This window comes from Micromonospora sp. NPDC048063 (assembly GCF_043202855.1).
GTDB lineage: Bacteria > Actinomycetota > Actinomycetes > Mycobacteriales > Micromonosporaceae > Micromonospora.
In genome coordinates, this window is record NZ_JBIDBG010000008.1 from 228,647 (window position 1) to 248,616 (window position 19,970).

Here is a 19,970-nt window from a genome sequence, read left to right on the forward strand (position 1 = left end):
AGGGCCCCCTCCTATCGCAATGTGTAGAGGAAGGGGCCCTTCCTAACACCGTCAGACCGGCAGCACCGGCACGTCGGTGACGTCCACGGTCTCCGGGTCCTTCAGCCCGGACCCGGTGTTGAGCACCACCACCCGCTCGCCGGCCCGGATCCAGCCGCCGGCACGCAGGTGCCGCACGGCGGTCAGGCAGGCGGCCCCCTCCGGGCAGAGCAACAGCCCCTCCCGCGCCGCGAAGTCCCGCAGGTCGGCCAGGATCTCGGCGTCGTCGACCGCGACCGCGGTGCCGGCGCTGGCCCGCAGCGCGTCGAGGATCAGCTCGTCGCCGAGCGGGGCGGGCACGGTGATGCCGAACGCCACGGTGTGCGCGTCGGCCCAGGGCCGCGCCCGCTCCTCCCCGGCGGCGAAGGCCCGGACGATCGGGGCGCAGCCGGTCGACTGCACCGCGACCAGCCGGGGCAGCCTGTCCTCGATCCAGCCCAGCTCGCGCAGCTCGTGCAGTGCCTTGTGGATGCCGATCAGGCCGACCCCGCCCCCGGTGGGATAGACGATCACGTCCGGCACCTGCCAGCCGAGCTGTTCGACGATCTCGTACCCCATCGTCTTCTTGCCCTCGAGCCGGTACGGCTCGCGCAGCGTGCCGGCGTCGAAGACCGCGCCGCCGGAGTCCGCGACCAGCCGCGCGACGTGCCGGCCGGCGTCGCCGATCAGCCCGTCGACCAGGCGCAGGTCGGCCCCGGCGGCCACGCACTCCCGCCGGCAGACGGCCGGCGCGGACAGCGGCATGACGATCGTCGCGCCCAGCCCGGCCCGCGCGGCGTACGTCGCCCAGGCCGCGCCCGCGTTGCCGTTGGTCGGCATGGCGATCCGCCGCACGCCCAGCTCGCGGGCCCGGCTGACGCCCACCGCCGCGCCGCGCGCCTTGAACGAGCCGGTCGGAGTCAGCCCCTCGTCCTTGACCAGCAGGTCCGGGATGCCGATCTCCGCGCCGTAGGCCGGGGTACGCAGCAGCGGCGTCCAGCCCTCGCCCAGCGTGGTCGTGTGCCGCGGGTCGGCCACCGGCAGCAGCTCCCGGTAGCGCCAGAGGTCGGCCGGGCGCAGCGGAAACCGCTCCGGGGTGAGCACCTTCGCCACCGCGGCCAGGTCGTAGCGGGCCAGCAGCGGCGAGCCGCAGTCGCAGAGGTTGACCAGCTTGCCGGCGTCGTGCTCCCGCCCGCAGCGCGGGCACTCCAGGTGGGTCAGGTACACGCTGCTCCTCGCCGTCTCGACTCGTGTCGCGGATCGTGGTCCCGCTCGTGTCCCGGCTTCCGGCCGCCCCGTTCCTCAGCCCGCGTCGATGCTCAGCCAGCGCCGGCTGCGGCGGCCGGGCTCGTAGGTCGAGTCCAGCCGCTTCGCCACCACCCCGGGCAGCCCCTGCTCCCGCCCGGCCCGCAGCGCCTCGGGGCCGGCACCGGGGAACCAGGGCGGAGTTTGCCAGTGCGGGCCGGCGAGCGCCAGACCGTCGAGCAGCTCCCGGCGCTGCGCGTACGGCAGGTCGGTGCTGGTCACGCCCTCCAGCCAGAGCAGGTCGAAGATCAGGTACTGCGCGTCCGGGGTCCGGCGCCCGCCACGGGCGGGGCGTACCCTCCCGGCGGTGTCGATGCGGACCAGGACGCCGTCCAGCACGGCCTCCGCCGGGGCCAGCTCCTCGGCCATCTCGCGCAGCCAGGGGTACGTCCCCGAGATGTCGTCGTCGTCCTCCGAGAGCAGCCGCAGGCGTCCCCCGGAGACGTACGCGACCGCGCGCACCCCGTCCCAGCGCAGCTCGTAGCCCCACTCCGCCTGGTCCCTCGGCAGCTTCGCCGCCGGCGTGGGACGCATGGGGCGGACCAGCTCCGGCATGCTCGTCCAGCCCTCCGGCGGCGGGTCGGTGCGCCGCACCATCCAGTCCCGGCCACCCTTGCTGCCGGTGGCGAAGAGCACGTACCGCCCGGCGGTGCGTTCCCCGTCGAGCACCACGACGACCTCGTCGTCGCGCCACTTCTCGCAGCGGTACGTGCCCCGGTCGTGGACGGTCATCCGGCCGCCGCCGTACTCGCCCGCCGGGATCTCGCCGTGGAAGTCCAGGTATTCCATCGGGTGGTCCTCGGTGTGCACGGCGAGGTGGTTGCGGCCCGTGTCGCGGGGCAGCCCGCGCGGCACCGCCCAGGAGGCCAGTACGCCCTCGTGCTCCAGCCGCAGGTCCCAGTGCAGGCTGCGGGCGTGGTGCTGCTGGATGACGAACCGGGCCGTCCCCTCGGCCGGCTTCTTCCGCCGTGGGGGCCGCTTCGGCACCGGCTCCGGGGTGCGCGCCGCGTCCCGTTTGCGCCGGTACTCCTCCAGCCGGTCAGCCACCCCCGCATTCTCCGGCAAACCGCGCCGGCCCGCTGGGCGCCCGGTTGTCCGGATCGGCGGAGCATGTCGGGGGTCAGCACGGGTAGACCCGTCGGCATGGACCACCAGGAGCAGCCGACGGTTCCGCTCCCGGGCGAGGTGCGGATGCCTCTGCTCGGCTTCGGCACGTGGCAGGCCACCGGCCAGGCCGGGTACGACGCCGTGCTCGCTGCGCTGGACGCCGGCTACCGGCACGTCGACACCGCCACCATGTACGGCAACGAGGACGAGGTCGGCCGGGCGGTGCAGGAGAGCGGGCTGCGCCGCGAGGACGTCTTCGTCACCACGAAGCTGCCGCCGGACCGGGTCGGCCGGGAGCGGGAGACCCTCGAGGCGAGCCTGACCGCGCTCGGCACCGACTGCGTCGACCTGTGGCTGGTGCACTGGCCGCCGGCGAACCCGGGCGACAGCATCCCGATGTGGCGGGAGCTGCTCGCCGCCCGGGACGAGGGGCTCGCGCGGGCGGTGGGGGTGAGCAACTACAGCACCGCCGAGATCGACGAGCTGATCCAGGCGACGGAGGAGAACCCGGCGGTCAACCAGATCCGGTGGAGCCCGTCGCTGTACGACCGGCAGCGGCACCGGGAGCACCGGGACCGGGGCGTGGTGCTGGAGGGTTACAGCCCGTTCAAGACCAGTGACCTCGCCGATCCGGTGCTGACCCGGATCGCCGCCGCGCACGACGTCTCCCCGGCCCAGGTGGTGCTCCGCTGGCACGTCGACCACGAGATCGTGGTCATCCCCAAGTCGGTGACCCCGGACCGGATCCGCGCCAACGCCGACATCTTCCACTTCTCGCTCACCGCCGAGGAGATGCGCGACATCGACGCCCTCGGCAACCCCTGACGGCCCCCTCGGCGACCCTTGGTCGGGGGGTCGGCGGGGCCCGGACAGCGGTCGGCGTTGCCAAATTCCTTCAGCCTGAATAGGGGCGATGAAGGGTATCGACATAGATGCTCGTGACGATATAGCGTGCGCGTCACCAGTTCATCGGTCAGTCGGAACCCCTCCGCCCTCGCTGAAGGAGCCCCCATGAACGCGCCACGACCCGCCCGCCTGCGCCGCCGCAGGCTCCTGGGCATGTCGGCCCTGGCGGCCACCGCGGTGGCCGTCGCCGCCAAGCCCGCCGCGGCCAGCGCCGCGCCGATCGCCGCGCCGAAGGCCGAGTGCCTCGCCGACCTGTTCGGGGAGTCCTGATGGCCACCATTCCCTGGCTGGTGGACGTCCTGCGGGGGGCGGGCGTCCAGGTCGTCGTCGAGGGCGACTGGCTCAACCGGATGCGCCCGGGTGACTTCAACCCGATCGGCGTGCTGTGGCACCACACCGCCGCGACCTCCAGCGCCACCAACCCGCACCCGGCGCTCAACGTCTGCATCAACGGCCGGTCCGACCTGCCCGGCCCGCTCTGCCAGGCCCTGGTCGACTACCACGGCGTCTTCCACGTCATCTCCGCCGGCCGCTGCAACCACGCGGGCGTCAGCGGCGGCAGCGGGCCGATCCCGGCCGGGGACGGCAACACCCTGATGATCGGCTGGGAGATCGACTACAACGGGGTCAGCCAGCAGATGACGGCGGCGCAGTACAACGCGTCGATCGCCGCCACCGCGGCCGTGCTCAAGCGGCTGGGCCGCGACGCCAGCTACGCGCGCGGGCACCGGGAGACGAGCACCACCGGCAAGATCGACCCGTCGTTCATCGACCTGGACAAGATGCGCTCCGACGTCGCCGCGAAGATGGCGGGCGGCACCGCCTGGAGCTCCGTGGTGGACAACTCCACCGCCGGCCGGTTCACCGCCAGCTCCAGCTGGGGCACCTCGACGTACTCGGGCCAGCGCTACGGGGCCGACTACCGCTTCGCGGACCCGGTCGCCGCCAGCGACGCCGCCTGGTACAAGTTCAACGTCCCGGCGACCGCGAACTACCGGGTCGACGCCTGGTGGCCGGCCAACGCGGGCTACAACGCCGCGACGCCGTACATCGTCGCCACCACCACCGGCAACCGGACGATCATCGTCGACCAGCGGGCGACCGGCGGGCAGTGGCGCACGCTCGGCACCTTCACGCTGCCGGCCGGCGACGCCAACCGGGTCGCCGTCAGCCGGTGGAGTTCCGCCAGCGGTCTGGTCATCGCCGACGCCGTCCGACTCACCCGGGTCTGACCGTTCGACAGTACGTCGCGTAGGGCGGCTCCGGTGACCCGGAGCCGCCCTACGTTCGGCAGCCGCCCAGCCGGTTCGTCGTTTCTCCGCGACCCGTCCACATCTCTGAAACCGCTGCGTAACGGCCCGGGGTATTGGGGAGATTGGTGGGGTTTGTCACGACCGGCCGCGCGGTGGGCAGGTGATCCTCCGTGCAACGTGATGCGCCCGCCGAGGAATGTTTCGGAGTGGGACGATTGACTCTGGTGTGTGCCGATTGCGCCGAGTAGTGTCTTGCCTCCAACGCGTTCCGCACCCCTCCGGAGGCGTACACCACCATGGGTGGCTTCCCCCTGCGCATCCTCGTCGTCGGCGCGGGCATCGCCGGCCTGTCCGTGGCCCGGGCGCTGCGGATGGTGGGCCTCCGGCCCGACGTCACCGAGAAGCTGCCCCCGGGCGAGAACGCCGAGACCGGGCTCTACCTGCCCGGCAACGCCGCCCGGGCGCTGCGCCGGCTGGACCTCGACGGGCCGGTCCGCCCGCTCGGGCAGGTCATCCACCGCCAGCGGTTCCTCGACGCGGCCGGGGCGCCGCTGTGCGAGGTGGACCTCGACGCGCTCTGGGCCGGCGTCGGCGAGTGCCGGGCCCTGCCCCGGTCGGAACTGCACCGGGTGCTGCTCACCGGGGCCGGCGGCGCCGTCCGGCACGGCGCCGAGGTGCGCACCCTCGACCTGCTGCCGCGGTCGGTCGGCGTCACCTTCGTCGACGGCACCGCCACCGAGTACGACCTGGTGATCGGCGCCGACGGGCTGCGCTCCACCGTCCGTGCCCTCGCCGCGCTCGGCGGTCCGCCCCAGCCCGCCGGCCAGGTCGTCTACCGCAGCGTGGTGCGCGGCGGCCCCCGGCTCGCGGAGTGGACCGCCCTGCTCGGCCAGCGCGCCGGCTTCCTGGCCGTGCCGCTCGGCGCCGGGCGGCTGCACTGCTACGCCGACGAGGCCGGCACGGTCCCGCCGGCCGACCCGGTGGCCCGGCTGCGCGAGCTGTTCGGCGACTACGGCGGGCCGGTGCCGGAGGTGCTGGAGGCGCTGGACCGGGTGCACGTCGGGGTCACCGAGGAGGTGGAGCTGGGACGCTGGTCCCGGGGGCGGGTGCTGCTCGTCGGCGACGCCGCGCACGCCACCGCCCCGACGCTGTCCCAGGGCGCGGCGATGGCACTGGAGGACGCCGTCGTGCTCGCCGAGTCGCTCCGCGCGGCCGGCGGCGTCGAGGCCGCGCTGGCCGCGTACGAGAGTCGTCGTCGCCCCCGTACGCGATGGGTGCGGGACCGGACCCGCGACCGCAACCGGACCCGGGACGTGCCGCCGGCGCTGCGCGACCCGCTGCTGCGCGGGCGCGGCGGTCGGATCTTCGGCGAGCACTACCGACTGCTGCTCGGCCCGCTGTAGGTCGCGGCGAGCCGCCCACCAGAGCGGGTGGCGCAGGTTACCCGACCACCCCACGCGGCGCAGCCACCTGCCGGGGACTATCCTCCTTGCGGATGACGGCCCGCAGATAACCAGCGCGTGCCGAGCGGGACAACCCAGAACCGGAGGCCACTCGTGACCACCGTCGCACCCAAGCCGGTCGTGACCCGGCCCTGGCCGGTCCGAGCGCCGGTCAAGGGGTCGGCCATCGCGCGGCTGCTGCGGACCACGGACGCGAAGCAGATCGGGATCATGTACATGGTCACCGCGTTCGTGTTCTTCATGATCGGCGGCCTGATGGCCCTGATCATGCGGGCCGAGCTGGCCCGACCCGGGCTGCAGTTCCTGTCGCCCGAGCAGTACAACCAGCTCTTCACCATGCATGGCACCATCATGCTGCTGTTCTTCGCGACGCCGATCGTGTTCGCCTTCGCGAACTACGTGGTGCCGCTGCAGATCGGCGCGCCGGACGTGTCGTTCCCCCGGCTGAACAGCTTCGCCTACTGGCTGTTCCTCTTCGGCGGCTCGATGACGATGGTCGGCTTCATCACCCCGGGTGGCGCCGCCGACTTCGGCTGGACCGCCTACGCGCCGCTGAGCGGCGTCGAGCACTCCCCGGGCGTCGGCGCCAACCTGTGGGTGATCGGCCTGGTCATCTCCGGTCTGGGTTCGATCCTCGGCGCGGTCAACCTGATCACCACGATCCTGACCCTGCGCGCGCCGGGCATGACCATGTTCCGGATGCCGATCTTCACCTGGAACATGCTGGTCACCAGCCTCCTGGTGATCCTGGTCTTCCCGCTGCTGGCCGCCGCGCTCCTGGCGCTGGCCGCGGACCGCATCATGGGCGCCCACGTCTACGACCCCGCGACCGGCGGGCCGATGCTCTACCAGCACCTCTTCTGGTTCTTCGGCCACCCCGAGGTGTACATCATCGCGCTGCCGTTCTTCGGCATCGTCAGCGAGGTCATCCCGGTCTTCTCCCGTAAGCCGATCTTCGGCTACAAGGGCCTGGTCGCCGCGACCATCGCCATCGCCGGCCTGTCGATGAGCGTCTGGGCGCACCACATGTTCGCCACCGGCCAGGTGCTGCTGCCCTTCTTCAGCTTCCTGAGCTACCTGATCGCCGTGCCGACCGGTATGAAGTTCTTCAACTGGATCGGCACCATGTGGCGGGGCCAGGTCAGCTTCGAGACGCCGATGCTCTTCTCGCTCGGCTTCCTGGTGACCTTCCTCTTCGGTGGTCTCACCGGTGTGCTGCTCGCCAGCCCGCCGCTCGACTTCCACCTGCACGACTCGTACTTCGTGGTGGCGCACTTCCACTACGTGCTCTTCGGCACGATCGTGTTCGCCGTCTTCGCCGGCATCTACTTCTGGTTCCCGAAGATGTTCGGCCGGATGCTCGACGAGCGGCTGGGCAAGGTGCACTTCTGGCTGACCATGATCGGCTTCCACACCACGTTCCTGGTGCAGCACTGGCTGGGCAACGAGGGCATGCCGCGTCGGTACGCCGACTACCTGCCCGAGGACGGTTTCACCTTCCTGAACACGGTCTCCACGATCGGCGCGTTTCTCACCGGTATCTCGACGCTGCCGTTCATCTGGAACTGCTGGAAGTCGTACAAGGCCGGGCCGGTCGTCGAGGTCGACGACCCGTGGGGCCACGGCAACTCGCTGGAGTGGGCGACCACCTCGCCGCCTCCGCTGCGGAACTTCGACCGGATGCCGCGGATCCGCTCCGAGCGGCCCGCGTTCGACCTCAAGTTCCCCGAGCTGGCCGCCGGGCAGACGCTGGCCGGCCCGCCGGAGGGCGGCGCCAAGCCGCTGACCAGCGAGTCCGACGGCGGCGCGAGCTACCAGGAGGACGTCGCCTCCGACGTCGACCGCCGCTGATGCTCACGCACCACGTACGACGGGCGCCGCCCCCCACAAGGGGCGGCGCCCGTCGCCGTTGTCGGAGGTGACGTCGCCCGGTCGCCCTCCGACAGGGGCGCGGACAGCCGACCGGACAGCGGTACGGCTCGCAGCGCCCGCCCGACGGCTCGCAGCGCCCGCCCGACGGCTCGCAGCGCCGTCCGACGGTGGGACGGGACAGGCGGGCCGGGCCGCTGGCAGGCCGCATCGATCCACTGACGAGATCGAGGCGGCACCGGCCGGATGGACGTCAGGTGCGTCGACGCCGAGTTCGGCGCTGGCCGCTGGGCATCCGGTCCGACGGCCCGTAGCCGAAACCCGAGCCGCCCACACCGCCCACGGCAGGATACCCGGCCCTCAGCCAACCGCGGCGCGATCTTGCACTTGCTGCCCCGGCGAAGCCGAACAAAGGGTCATATACCGAGGGACGAAAGTGCAAGATCGCCGGGCGAGGGACGGCGGCGAGGGCGCGGGGTCAGGTGGTGGCGAGCGGGGCCAGGTCGGGCTCGGGCTCGGGGGTGGCCGGGGTGGTGGCGCGGCGGCGGCGCAGCTCGATCGGGAGCACGGCCAGCGCCACCAGCGCGCCGATCGCGCCGGTGACCGCGAAGCCCCAGGCCGGGGCGGAGGCGTCGATGACGGCGCCGGCGAGCGGGGCGCCCACCGCGATGCCGACGGTGACCGCCGAGCCGTGCAGGCCCATCGCCTCGCCGCGGACGGACGCGGGTACGAGCCGGCTCACCGCGTCGGCGGTGGCCGCGAGGGTCGGCGCGCAGAGCGCCCCGGCGGGGATCAGCGCCAGGCAGAGCAGCCACCAGTGCGCCCCGCCCAGCCCGACCGGGATGGTGCAGAGGCTGAGCGCGGCCATCAGGGCCAGGGGCGGGAAGGAGCGGCTGACGGCTCCGTACGCGAAACCGCCCACCAGCGAGGCGACCGCCCACACGGCGAGTACGGCGCCCGTCCACCCGACGTCGCCGCTCTCCCGCAGCACGGCGACCACGGCCACGTCGGTGCCGCCGAGCACCAGCGTGCCGGCGGCGCTGATCGCCAGCACGGCGAGCAGCCGCGGGGTGAGCCACGCCCGACGGGGCACCCTCGGCTGCGGCCCGGTCGGCTCACCGCCGCCCCGGACGGGCGGGTTCAGCAGCCAGAACGCGATGCCGGAGGCGACGATCCCGGCGCCGACCAGGTAGAGGGTCGTCCGGGCGGAGATCGCGGTGACCGCCGCCACGGCCAGCGCCGGGCCGACCATGAACGACAGCTCCACCGACATCGAGTCCAGCGCGTACGCGGGGCGGCGCCGCTCCGGCGGCACCATCGCGGCGATGGACTGCCGGACGACCGAGAAGATCGGCAGGGCCAGCGAGCCGGCCAGGAACGCGGCCGGCAGCAGCAGCGGGTAGGGCAGCATCGGGGCGGTGGACCAGAAGAGCGCCTCGGCGATCCCGGTCAGCACGAGCACCGGCCGCAGGCCGCGCCGGTCGACCAGCCGGCCGAGCAGCGGGCCGCCGATGGCGGCGCCCACGGTGATGGCCGCGCCGACGAGACCGGCCGCCCCGTAGCCGCGCCCGAGGTCGAACACGACGTAGAACGTCAGGGTCACCCCGGTCGCGGTGAGCGGGACGCGGGCGAGCACCGACACCAGCAGCAACGACCGGAGACCGGGCAGGGCGAGCGCCTCCCGGTAAGGCTTCAGGTTCATGTCGGTGCGTACCTCCGCCGGACATCCTCGGCCCGGGGTACGACACCCGCCAACGATTTACCGCCTCATGCGGCCCTGATCACAGGCCGCCCGCGCAGGGCGACCCCGGCGCCCTCCATCGCCCGCAGCGCCACGTCGGTGGTCTCCGGGGCGACGGCGGCGGTCAGGTCCAGCAGCACGGTGGTGGCGAAGCCCTCCCGGGCGGCGTCCAGGGCGGTGGCCCGGACGCAGTGGTCGGTGGCGATGCCGACCAGCTCGACCGTGTCCACCCCGTGCCGGCGCAGCCAGTCGGCCAGGCACTCGCCGTCGTCGGCGTGCCCATCGAAGCCCGAGTACGCCGCCGCGTGCTCGCCCTTGTGGAAGATCGCCTCGATCCGGTCGGTCGCCAGTTCGGGGTGGAACTCGGAGCCGGGCGTGCCCACCACGCAGTGTCGGGGCCAGGAGTCGACGAAGTCCGGCGGGTCGCCGAAGTGCGCGCCCGGGTCGACGTGGTAGTCCTTCGTCGCCACCACGCGGTCCCAGCGGTCCGGCTCGGCCGCGAGCAGTCGGGTGATGCCGGCCGCCACGCCGGCCCCGCCGCCCACGGCCAGCGAGCCGCCCTCGCAGAAGTCGTTCTGCACGTCCACGATGATCAGCGCGTTGCCCACCGGAGGGCTCCTTTCAGTCGGCCGGTACGACCGTGACGGGGATGGCGGGGTCACCGCCGGAGAGCTTCAGCCCCTCCCAGGGGATGGAGATGAGGCACTGCCGCAGGTGCTCCCGCGACTCGTCCAGGGTCGGCAGGTCCACCGGCTCGCCCCCGACCAGGAACGGCCGCTGGAGCAGCCGGTCGTTGGGCTGCCGGTCGGGCACGCCCTGCGGCACGATGACCTCCTCGGTGGCGGTGCCGGTCGGCTTGTGCCGGCGTACGGCCACCTTCCGGCCGCCGATGGTGCCCTTGCGCTCGGAGCGCTTGACCACCGCACGGCCGTCGACCTCGACCAGCTTGTAGACGAGCCCGGCGGTGGGCGCGCCGGAGCCGGTGACGACGGCGGTGCCCGCGCCGTACATGTCGACGGGCTCGGCGGCGAGCGCGGCGATGGCGTACTCGTCGAGGTCGCCGGAGACGATGATCTTGGTCTCGGTGGCGCCGAGCGAGTCGAGCAGTTCGCGGGACTGCTGGGCGATGACGGCGAGGTCGCCCGAGTCGATCCGGACGGCCCGCAGGTCGGGCCCGGCCACCGCGATCGCGTTGCGGATGCCCTCACTGATGTCGTACGTGTCGACCAGCAGCGTGGTCTCCTTGCCGAACGTGGCGACCTGCGAGGCGAACGCGGCCCGCTCGTCGTCGTGCAGCAGGGTGAACGCGTGCGCGGCGGTGCCGGCGGTCGGGATGCCGTACCGCTGCCCGGCGGCGAGGTTGGAGGTGAACCGGAACCCGGCCAGGTACGCGGCCCGCGCCGCGGCCACGGCCGCCTCCTCGTGCGCCCGCCGGGAGCCCATCTCGATCAGCGTCCGGCCGCGGGCCGCGGTGACCATCCGCGCGGCGGCCGCCGCCACGGCGCTGTCGTAGTTCAGCACCGAGAGGACCAGCGTCTCCAGCACGACGCACTCGGCGAAGCCGCCGGTGACGGTGAGGATCGGCGAGCCGGGGAAGCACAGCTCGCCCTCGGCGTAGCCGTCGACGTCGCCGGTGAAGCGGTAGTCGCGCAGCCAGTCGGCGGCCCGCTCGTCGACGACCCCGGTGCGGCGCAGGAAGTCGATCTCGTCGGCGTCGAAGCGGAAGTCGCGGATCATCTCGACCAGCCGGCCGGTGCCGGCGACCACCCCGTAGCGGCGGCCGGCGGGCAGCCGGCGGTTGAACACCTCGAAGACGCAGCGGCGGTCGGCGGTGCCGTCCCGCAGGGCGGCACTGACCATCGTCAGCTCGTAGTGGTCGGTCAGCAGCGCGGGGCGAAGGGTGCTCACCGCCCCAGCCTAGAGTTCACTCCGGCAGGCCGCCCTCGTGGCCCGGGATCGCCCGCAGCGCGGCCCGCAGCTCGGCCCGGCCGGTCACGCCGAGCTTGCTGTAGATCCGTTGCAGGTGGTTCTCCACGGTGCGGGCGGAGAGATAGAGCCGCTCCGCGATGACCCGGCTGGTCACCCCGTCCGCCGCGAGCCGGGCCACCTGCCACTCGCGCTCGCTCAGCGCGGGCGCCCCGGCCTGCAACGCCGGCGTGCGGATCAGGTCGCAGCGGCCGAGCAGCGCGGCCAGGCGCTCCCGGGCCGCGCCCGCCGCCGGGGACCGCTGCCGGCGCAGCCGGTCCAGGGCGGCGGCGGCCGCCTCCGCCGCGTAGACGGCCAGGTCCAGCGCCTCGAAGCCGTCGGCCACCGCCAGCAGGTCGTCGGCGGAGCCCGCCGCGGCGGCCCGGGCGTGCCGGGCCAGCAGCGGCGGCAGCAGTCCGTCGACCCGTTCGGAGAGCTCCGCCAGCCGCTGCGCGACCGTGCGCCGGCTGCCGTCGGAACAGGTCGGGCCGATCGGGGCGGTCGCCCGGTCCAGCCGGACCAGATCGTGCAGCACGTGCACCTCGTGGCCGGCGAAGCCGTCCGCCCGGAGCCGGTCGGCAAGCTGGACGAGGTGCTTGGCGGCGCCGGGCACGTCGCCGCCGGCGGCGAGCACCGCGCCGCGCGCCTGCTCCAGCCACGGATACAGCACGACCATGCCCGGGGCGTGGGTGCGGTCGGCCTCCGCCATCGCCTCGGCCGCCTGCGCGGCGTCGCCGCGCAGGGCCGCCGCCTGGGCCCGTTCGGCCTGGGCCAGCCCGGCGTAGACCCGGCTGGTCGCGAGCACCGCGCACGCCTCGAGGCTGGTCCGCAGCGCCGCGTCGCTCTGGCCGCGCAGCCGGGCCGCGTACGCCTGGAGGATGGCCAGGTAGCCGGTGCCGAGCCGGAAGTCCCCGGCGCCGGCCAGGTCGGCGAACTCGTCGGCCACGATCGCGTCGATGCCGGGCAGGTCGCCGGCGAGCGCCAGCCGGGTGCCGCGGGCCAGCTCCAGGGCCAGTTGCAGGTACGGCATGTCGGCCCGCCAGCGGCCCGCCTCGGCCTGCACCTGGTCGATCGCGGCGGCGCTGCGGTGCAGCTGCCCCTGCGCCGCCTGGAGGTAGGCGATGGTGCTGCGGGCCAGCTCCCGGGCGGAGACGCTGGCGGCCGGCCGGTCCAGCACCGTCTGCCCGAGCCGCAGCGCGAGGCCGGTGTCCAGCCGGTGCAGCCGCATGATGCCCTCGAAGGCCAGCACCCGGGCCTGGTCGGCGGAGTCCTCCAGCGTCGAGCCGCGGGCCGCGATCTCCTCCACCGTGGACTCCCGGCTCAGGCCCCAGTAGCTGACCATGCCCCGCACGGTCAGCCAGCGGCTGAGCCGCCGGTCGCCGTGGATCTCGGCGGAGACCGCGTCGAGGACCGCGATCGCCTCCTCCGGCCGGTCGGCGAACATCAGGATGGTGGCCAGCAGCTCCGCGGCGTCGAACCCGCCGCCGGCGTCGAGCGCCGCGCGGGCCAGCCGGGTCGCCAGCGGTACGTCGTAGCGGGCGAACGCCTGCCCGGCCGCGTCGAGCAGCAGGGTCGGGTCCTGGGCGGTGCCGGAGTCGAGCCGCCAGACCGCCACCCGGAGCAGGTCGTCGCGGCGCCGCTTGCCGATCTGCTCCAGCAGCTCGGCGAGGCGGGCCTCCAGGCGGCGGGTCCGGCTGACCGGGCAGCGGCGGCGCATCACCTCGCCGTAGAGCGGGTGCGCCAGCCGCACGTTGGCGCGCCGGTCGTCGCGCACCACGACGATCAGCCCGCGCTCCTCGGCGTACTCCACGTCTGCCGGGTCCACGGCCTGGTTGAGCAGGTGCAGGCCGAGCGGCTCGCCGAAGGCGACCAGCTCGACCACCGCGCGTACGCCCGGGGTGAGCTGCCCGATCCGGGTGTCGATCAGGTCGGTCAGGTTGGGCGCCAGCTCCAGCCGGCCGGTCCACTTCCAGATCCCGTACGTGCGGGTCAGCTCCCCGCGGTCGGCGGCGAACACCAGCTCGCGCAGCAGCAGCGGGTTGCCCGCCGAGAGCCGGCCCAGCCGGTCGGCGGAGGTGGCGTCGACCGGGCCGTCGAGGATCTCGGAGAGCAGCCGGGTGGTCTCGGCCGGTGCCAGCGGGTTCAGCTCGACGTGGTCGACGAGGTCGTCGGTCCACAGCGCACGGATGGGCAGCGGGAGCTGCTCGCTGTCGCGCAGCGTGCCGATGACCGTGGCGTTCTCCGCGCGGGCGACCAGGTGCACCAGCGCGGCCGAGGGCGGGTCGAGCAGGTGCGCGTCGTCGATCGCGAGGACGATCCGGCGGCCGGCCGCCTGCTGTTGCAGCACGTCCACCGCCCAGCGCAGGATGCCGGCGGGGGACAGGCCCTGCGGCTGCTCGGCGGGGAGCACCTGGACCAGCCCGCCGAACGGCAGCGCGGCGGTGGTGGCGCTGGCCGCGATCCACCACACCGCATACCCGTCGCGGGGCAGCGCCGCCACCCCCTCGCGCAGCAGGCGGCTCTTGCCGATGCCGGCGCTCCCGCTGAAGAAGAGGCCCCGCCCCTCCGCGCCGGTCACCGCCGACAGCAGGCGGCTGAGCTCATCCGTTCTGCCGACGAAACTCCACCGACTCATCGAGGCAGCATATCCATCGAATTCCGTCCGCGCCCGCGTCGTCACGCAGCGAAGTTGAGTAATCTCGTGGTAACTCCTAAGTAGCCGAGGTGTTCGGGTAGGGGCCCTGGTCGCCCGTACTCTTCCGGCATCCGGGTGCCGTCCCCGGACGATTCCACGCGGCCCGCAGTTGCCGGCCGCCTGTCATGGGAGGCCGCTCTCGAATGAAGCCCGGTCCTCTCCCCGCGGTCGACGTGCCCGACGACACGACCGGCGCCGCGAAGCTGCCCCACCGTGGTCCCCTGCCCACCAGGCTCGGGGTGACCGAGTCGGGGCCGGAGGAACCGCTGGCCGTCGTCGCCGTCGGCCCGGCCGGCGCGGGTCGGCCCGAGGTGCTCGCCGGCGTGCTCCGGCTGGATCCCGGAATGCTGGCCGTGCCGGCCGGGAGCTGGCTGGTGGTCCGGCACTCCCGGGTGTCGACCCGGGCCGCCTACGTGCCCGGCTACCGCCAGCCGCACGCGTACGGCGCCGACCTGCTGGCCGCCGGCCCGGCGCTGGCCCGTCCGCCGCGCCGCGTCGAGCTGAGCGTGCCCGAGCCGCTGCTGCGGCACTTCAGCCTCGTCGACACGCCGGACACGGGCGCCCTCGGGGCGGCCGGCACCCGGCTGCTGCTCGACGCCGCGGGCCGGGCCGGGGCGGTGCTCTTCGTCACCGCCGCCGACCAGGCCTTCACCGCCGTCGAGCTGAACCTGCTCGCCGAGGTGGCCCGTGCCCGCGTGGAGGTCTTCTTCGCGGTCACCCCGGGCGCGGCCGGCTGGGCGCCGGTGCCCGAGGTCCCGGCGGCGACGGAGGGCACGGGGGCGTCCGTCGCGCCGGTCGGGTCGGCTTCCGCGCCGGCCCCGGTGGACCCGGTCGCGGTCACCGTCGAGGCGCACCGGGCAGCCCTGCTCGCCGCCGTTCCGGGGCTCGCCCGCGCCCGCTGGTTCGCGGTCGCCGACGGCGACGGGGCGGACCTGCGCCGGGCCCTGGTGGGCTGGGCCGCCGACGAGGGGCTGCGGCGGGCCAGCGTCGACCCGCCGGTGCTGCCCGGGGCACAGGGCCGGGTGCCGGTGGCCGCCGACCCGGGCGACTGGTCCGAGCGGCTCGACGGCCAGGCCCGATCCTGGGCCCAGCGCATCCGCCAGCACCTCGCCCTGGAGTTGGCCAACGCCCACCTGCGCGTGGTGCAGGAGATCGTCTTCGGCGTCGGCTGCGCCGGCCTGCCGCAGCTGCTCGACCGGGAGATGGAGGCGCTGTCGCTGCTGGCCACCGCCCAGTGCGACCACGCGGTCCGCCGGCTCGTCGAGGAGGCCGCCGGCCGCGTCCTCGGCGCGCCGCTGTCCGCGGGCGTGCGCCGGCGCCTCTTCTTCGCGGTGCGCTGGGGGCTGGCCGACCACCGGGCCGGCCACGAGCTGGACCGCGTGCTGCTGGTGACCAGCACCGGCGGCGTGGCCGGGCTGACCGGTGCCGGCGCCACCGACGCGCTGGCGAGCTGCCCGGGCGCCGAGCGCGAGGAGGTGCTCCCGCCCGTCGCGGTGGCCCTCTCGGGCGCCTGCTGGCAGCACTGGCGCAGCCCCGGCAACCACGATCCCAACGCCGCCCGCGCCTGGGCACAGCGCGCACTGCGCGAGATCGAGCTGGAGCTGTCCCGGGAGGTGTCCCGGCGGATCGAGGTGGTCCGCCTCTCGCTGGACGGGGTGCTCTCCGATGCTGTCGACCACGGCATCCTGCTCGCCTGACGGCGACCGCGTCGTCCGCGCCGCCGGCCCCGCGCCGGGGCCGCCGCGGGCTGCCTCCGACGCGCCCGGCCAGGCCGGACGCGGTGTTCCACGACGGGCCGGCGTTCCGGTTCCTCGGTTCGCCGGATCCGGTGGCACGATGGGGGGCATGGCGGCTCCGCAGGTTGCACCGGTCGAGACGCCGGACACCGATGAGGTGCCGGCGTCCGACCGGCCGTGGGTGACGATCGTGTGGGACGACCCGGTCAACCTCATGACCTACGTGACCTGGGTGTTCCAGAAGCTCTTCGGCTACAGCCGGGAGAGGGCCGAGCAGCTCATGCTCGACGTGCACCACAAGGGGCGCGCCGTCGTCTCCAGCGGTGCCCGGGAGCGGATGGAGCACGACGCGTCGCAGCTGCACGCGTACGGGCTGTGGGCGACGGTGGACCGGTCGTGAGCATGTTCCGTCGCCAGGGCGACTGCTACGTCGCCACCTTCGCCGTCGACGAGGTCCGGGTGCTGCGCAAGGTCGCCTCCGAGGTGGTCGGCCTGCTCACCGACGGCTTCGACCACTCCGACCCGGTGGTCGGCCGGCTCTTCCCCGACGTCTACCCGGAGGACCCGTCCGGCACCGCCGAGTTCCGCCGCTACACCGAGGGCGACCTCAAGACCGGCAAGATCGACCAGGCCGGCGCGATCCTCGCCGCGCTGCCCGACTCCGCCGGCGGCGAGGTACGCCTTGACGCGGAGGCGGCCGAGGCGTGGCTGCGGGCGCTCAACGACGCCCGGTTGGCGATGGGCGTGCGGCTGGAGATCAAGGACGGCACGGATCTCGGCGAGGAGCTCGACGACGCCGTCGCCGAGGATCCGACCTCCAGCCGGGTGTTCCAACTGTCGGTCTACGCATACCTCGGGTATCTCCAGGAGTCCCTGCTCAACGCCTTGATCGACTAGGGGTGACCGGCACCACCTTAAGCTGGTGCCCCGTACGCGTTAGGCTGGAGCACGTGCTGAGCATCGACCGGTCGATCGTCGACGCGATCGTCGCCCACGCGCGTCGGGACCACCCCGACGAGGCGTGTGGCGTGGTCGCCGGTCCCGCCGGCAGCGACACCCCCACCCGGCACATCCCGATGGACAACGCCGCCCGCTCCATGACGTTCTACGAGTTCGACTCGATGGAGCAGTTGCGGGTGTGGCGCGAGATGGACGACCGGGACGAGGAGCCCGTCGTCATCTACCACTCGCACACCGCCACGGAGGCCTATCCGTCCCGGACGGACATCTCCTTCGCCGGCGAGCCGGGCGCGCACTACCTGCTGGTCTCCACCCGGGAGCCCGACACGGAGGAGATCCGCTCGTTCCGGATCGTCGACGGCGTGGTGACCGAGGAGCCGGTGCGCATCCTCGACGCGGGGGTGGACCCGCACGCCGTGCAGTCCTACATGTTCGGGCAGAGCCCGGCGACGGTCGACTACGAGTGTTCCGGCCGCTGACCCAGCGCCGCACCACCCGTCCACGTCCCGTCACCTTCCGGCACACCCGATCATCACCGAGGAGCACGACATCATGGCCATCGAGGTTCGCATCCCCACCATCCTGCGCAGCTACACCGGCGGCGCGAAGGTCGTCGAGGGCGCCGGCGACACGCTCGGCGACCTGCTCGCCGACCTGGACTCCCGGCACGCCGGCCTCCGGGCCCGGCTGGTCACCGACACCGGGGCGCTGCACCGCTTCGTCAACGTCTACGTCAACGACGAGGACGTCCGCTTCCTCGGCGCGCTCGACGCCAAGCTCAACGACGGCGACAGCGTGACCATCCTGCCGGCCGTCGCCGGCGGCGCGTTCGGCTTCGCCGCCGCCGCGGCGATCGCCGGCCACCGCGCGTCCGTCGCCGCCGGCTGAGGCGGCCGCGATGACGCGGTACGACAGCCTCCTCGACGCCTGTGGGGGCACGCCCCTGGTGGGCCTGCCCCGGCTCTCTCCGACGGTGCCCGCGGGGGCGCCGCCGGTGCGGCTCTGGGCCAAGCTCGAGGACCGCAACCCGACCGGCAGCATCAAGGACCGGGCGGCCCTGTTCATGGTCCGCGCGGCCGAGGAGGCCGGCCGGCTCCGCCCGGGCGACACCATCCTCGAACCGACCAGCGGCAACACCGGCATCTCGCTGGCCATGGTGGCGAAGCTGCGCGGCTACCGGCTGGTCTGCGTGATGCCGGAGAACGTCTCGACCGAGCGGGTGCAGCTGCTCCGGATGTACGGCGCGGAGATCATCTTCTCGCCGGCCGCGGGCGGCTCGAACCAGGCGGTGGCCACGGCGAAGCAGATCGCGGCCGAGCACCCCGACTGGGTGATGCTCTTCCAGTACGGCAACGAGGCCAACGCCCGGGCGCACTACGAGACCACCGGCCCCGAGCTGCTGCACGACCTGCCCACCATCACGCACTTCGTGGCCGGCCTCGGCACCACCGGGACGCTGATGGGCACCGGGCGCTACCTGCGCGAGAAGGTCGACGGGATCCAGGTCGTCGCGGCCGAGCCACGGTACGGCGAGCTGGTCTACGGGCTGCGCAACATCGACGAGGGGTACGTCCCGGAGCTCTACGACGCCACCGTGCTGTCCCGGCGCTTCTCCGTCGGCACGCGGGACGCCGTGCTGCGGACCCGGCAGCTGGTGGAGGTCGAGGGTGTCTTCGCGGGCTTCTCCACCGGCGCGATCCTGCACGCCGCCCTGGCGGTGGCGCACGAGGCGGTCCGCGACGGCCGCCGCGCCGACGTGGCGTTCGTGGTCGCCGACGGCGGCTGGAAATACCTCTCCACCGGCGCGTACGGCGGCACCCTCGCCGACGCCGAGGCGGCGCTGGAGGGTCAGCTCTGGGCCTGAGGACGTCGCCGCAGGGTCACCGTCAGGCGCGGTGGCCCTGCGGGCGGCTGCCGGCCGCGGTAGGCGCCCTGCTCACTCAGCGCTACCGTCGGGTCTCGGCTCGTCACGCACCGGTCGCGGGTGGCGCGGCGGGCCCGGGGCGGGTGTCACGTTGGTGACAACTTCCTGTGGATGATTCTTGCCGCCCCGCGTGCCGGCGTAGGCTGCGCAGCGTGGCGCACGCGTCGGTAAAGATCATCGAGAGAGCGACCGTCGGCGCGATCGCTACGCAGCGTGACAGCGAGACCACTCGATGCGCCTGACCGTGCTGGGCTGTGCCGGCAGTTTTCCCGGCCCCGAGTCCCCCTGCTCTGCCTACCTGGTCGAGGCGGACGGCTTCCGACTCCTGGTCGACTTCGGCTCCGGGTCGCTGTCCAACCTCCAGCGCTACGCCGGGCTGCACGCCCCCGACGCCATCCTGCTGACCCACCTGCACTGCGACCACATCCTCGACGCCGCGTCCTACGTGGTGGTCCGCCGCTACGCCCCGGACGGCCCCTACCCGCCGCTGCCGGTCTACGCGCCGTCCGGCGCGCCCGACCGGCTGGCGGCCGCGTACGGGCAGGAGGACAGCACGGTCGAGGACGTCTACCAGTTCTACGCCCTCCAGCCCGGCACCTTCCCCATCGGCCCGTTCAGCGTCACCGTCGACCGGGTCAACCACCCCGTCGAGACGTACGGCGTCCGGCTGGAGCACGGCGGCCGGGTGCTCTGCTACTCCTCGGACACCGCGCCCTGCGACGCGCTGCTCCGGCTCGCCCAGGACGCCGACGTCTTCCTCTGCGAGGCGAGCTACCTCGACGGCGTGGACAACCCGCCGGACCTGCACCTGACCGGCCGGGAGGCCGGCGAGGCGGCGACCAAGGCGGGCGTCGGCCGGCTGCTGCTGACCCACCTCGTGGCCGCCTGGGGCAGCGAGGCGATGACCGTGGAGGCGGCCGGGGCGGCGTACGCAGGGCCGCTCGAGGTGGTCCGCGCCGGCGCGACGTACGACGTCTGAGCCGCGCCGGCGTACCGGGGGCCTCGGAAACGGGACCGTCCGCCTAGGA

The 19,970-nt window shown here is 73.8% G+C and carries 18 protein-coding genes; 12 read left to right on the plus strand and 6 right to left on the minus strand.

The genetic code is table 11. The features are described 5' to 3' along the window. Window positions 1-51: 51 nt before the first annotated feature. On the minus strand, window positions 52-1,245 hold the full coding sequence (locus tag ACGFZ2_RS21215; RefSeq protein WP_393456049.1) for a threonine synthase: 1,194 nt from the start codon (window positions 1,243-1,245) through the stop codon (window positions 52-54). A gap of 75 nt (window positions 1,246-1,320) precedes the next feature. Continuing rightward, window positions 1,321-2,370 carry a DNA polymerase ligase N-terminal domain-containing protein gene (locus ACGFZ2_RS21220; protein ID WP_393456052.1) on the minus strand — a complete coding sequence of 350 codons (1,050 nt, stop codon included), beginning with the start codon at window positions 2,368-2,370 and terminating at the stop codon, window positions 1,321-1,323. A gap of 96 nt (window positions 2,371-2,466) precedes the next feature. Here ACGFZ2_RS21220 and ACGFZ2_RS21225 point away from each other — a divergent pair, with 96 nt between their 5' ends. The 5 genes from ACGFZ2_RS21225 (at window position 2,467) to ctaD (ending at window position 7,903) form a co-directional block, all read left to right on the plus strand. After that, window positions 2,467-3,255, plus strand: a complete 789-nt coding sequence (locus ACGFZ2_RS21225; protein WP_393259071.1) for an aldo/keto reductase — start codon at window positions 2,467-2,469, stop codon at window positions 3,253-3,255. Window positions 3,256-3,441: 186 nt separating this feature from the next. Further along, entirely contained in the window at window positions 3,442-3,606 is a 165-nt protein-coding gene (locus tag ACGFZ2_RS21230) for a hypothetical protein (RefSeq protein WP_350702894.1), read from the plus strand. Continuing rightward, window positions 3,606-4,568, plus strand: coding sequence for an N-acetylmuramoyl-L-alanine amidase (locus tag ACGFZ2_RS21235; RefSeq protein ID WP_393456056.1), 963 nt, complete (start codon window positions 3,606-3,608; stop codon window positions 4,566-4,568). The genes ACGFZ2_RS21230 and ACGFZ2_RS21235 overlap by 1 nt, the downstream gene beginning before the upstream one ends. A 317-nt stretch (window positions 4,569-4,885) precedes the next feature. Then, complete coding sequence (locus ACGFZ2_RS21240; protein WP_393259075.1) at window positions 4,886-5,992, plus strand: FAD-dependent monooxygenase; 1,107 nt, start codon at window positions 4,886-4,888, stop codon at window positions 5,990-5,992. Window positions 5,993-6,145: 153 nt separating this feature from the next. Then, window positions 6,146-7,903: a cytochrome c oxidase subunit I gene (gene ctaD / locus ACGFZ2_RS21245; RefSeq protein ID WP_393259076.1), complete on the plus strand. Its 1,758-nt coding sequence runs from the start codon at window positions 6,146-6,148 to the stop codon at window positions 7,901-7,903. A 496-nt stretch (window positions 7,904-8,399) separates the two neighbouring features. On the opposite strand, the gene ACGFZ2_RS21250 is transcribed toward ctaD, so the two are convergent. The 4 genes from ACGFZ2_RS21250 to ACGFZ2_RS21265 all read right to left on the minus strand — a co-directional run bounded on the left by ACGFZ2_RS21250 (window position 8,400) and on the right by ACGFZ2_RS21265 (window position 14,262). After that, window positions 8,400-9,623 carry an MFS transporter gene (locus tag ACGFZ2_RS21250; RefSeq protein WP_393456059.1) on the minus strand — a complete coding sequence of 408 codons (1,224 nt, stop codon included), beginning with the start codon at window positions 9,621-9,623 and terminating at the stop codon, window positions 8,400-8,402. Window positions 9,624-9,688: 65 nt separating this feature from the next. Further along, on the minus strand, window positions 9,689-10,270 hold the full coding sequence (locus ACGFZ2_RS21255) for an isochorismatase family protein (RefSeq protein ID WP_393456062.1): 582 nt from the start codon (window positions 10,268-10,270) through the stop codon (window positions 9,689-9,691). Window positions 10,271-10,283: 13 nt separating this feature from the next. After that, window positions 10,284-11,570, minus strand: a complete 1,287-nt coding sequence (locus ACGFZ2_RS21260; RefSeq protein ID WP_393456065.1) for a nicotinate phosphoribosyltransferase — start codon at window positions 11,568-11,570, stop codon at window positions 10,284-10,286. Window positions 11,571-11,586: 16 nt separating this feature from the next. Beyond that, window positions 11,587-14,262: a LuxR C-terminal-related transcriptional regulator gene (locus ACGFZ2_RS21265; protein ID WP_393456068.1), complete on the minus strand. Its 2,676-nt coding sequence runs from the start codon at window positions 14,260-14,262 to the stop codon at window positions 11,587-11,589. 203 nt (window positions 14,263-14,465) lie between these two features. Between ACGFZ2_RS21265 and ACGFZ2_RS21270 the strand changes: the two genes are divergently transcribed. From ACGFZ2_RS21270 to ACGFZ2_RS21300, 7 genes are all read left to right on the plus strand, one after another. Continuing rightward, window positions 14,466-16,019 (plus strand): hypothetical protein, encoded by a 1,554-nt coding sequence (locus ACGFZ2_RS21270; RefSeq protein ID WP_393456071.1) that lies wholly within the window; start codon window positions 14,466-14,468, stop codon window positions 16,017-16,019. A gap of 148 nt (window positions 16,020-16,167) precedes the next feature. After that, complete coding sequence (gene clpS / locus ACGFZ2_RS21275) at window positions 16,168-16,458, plus strand: ATP-dependent Clp protease adapter ClpS (protein WP_350702872.1); 291 nt, start codon at window positions 16,168-16,170, stop codon at window positions 16,456-16,458. 2 nt (window positions 16,459-16,460) lie between these two features. Continuing rightward, window positions 16,461-16,955 (plus strand): DUF2017 domain-containing protein, encoded by a 495-nt coding sequence (locus ACGFZ2_RS21280; protein ID WP_393259232.1) that lies wholly within the window; start codon window positions 16,461-16,463, stop codon window positions 16,953-16,955. A gap of 53 nt (window positions 16,956-17,008) precedes the next feature. Then, window positions 17,009-17,497 (plus strand): M67 family metallopeptidase, encoded by a 489-nt coding sequence (locus tag ACGFZ2_RS21285; RefSeq protein ID WP_350676806.1) that lies wholly within the window; start codon window positions 17,009-17,011, stop codon window positions 17,495-17,497. Between the two features lie 73 nt (window positions 17,498-17,570). Then, entirely contained in the window at window positions 17,571-17,906 is a 336-nt protein-coding gene (locus ACGFZ2_RS21290; protein WP_350702868.1) for a MoaD family protein, read from the plus strand. Between the two features lie 10 nt (window positions 17,907-17,916). Further along, on the plus strand, window positions 17,917-18,882 hold the full coding sequence (locus ACGFZ2_RS21295) for a pyridoxal-phosphate dependent enzyme (RefSeq protein ID WP_357698468.1): 966 nt from the start codon (window positions 17,917-17,919) through the stop codon (window positions 18,880-18,882). A 292-nt stretch (window positions 18,883-19,174) separates the two neighbouring features. Next, window positions 19,175-19,921: an MBL fold metallo-hydrolase gene (locus tag ACGFZ2_RS21300; protein WP_393456074.1), complete on the plus strand. Its 747-nt coding sequence runs from the start codon at window positions 19,175-19,177 to the stop codon at window positions 19,919-19,921. Window positions 19,922-19,970 lie beyond the last annotated feature (49 nt).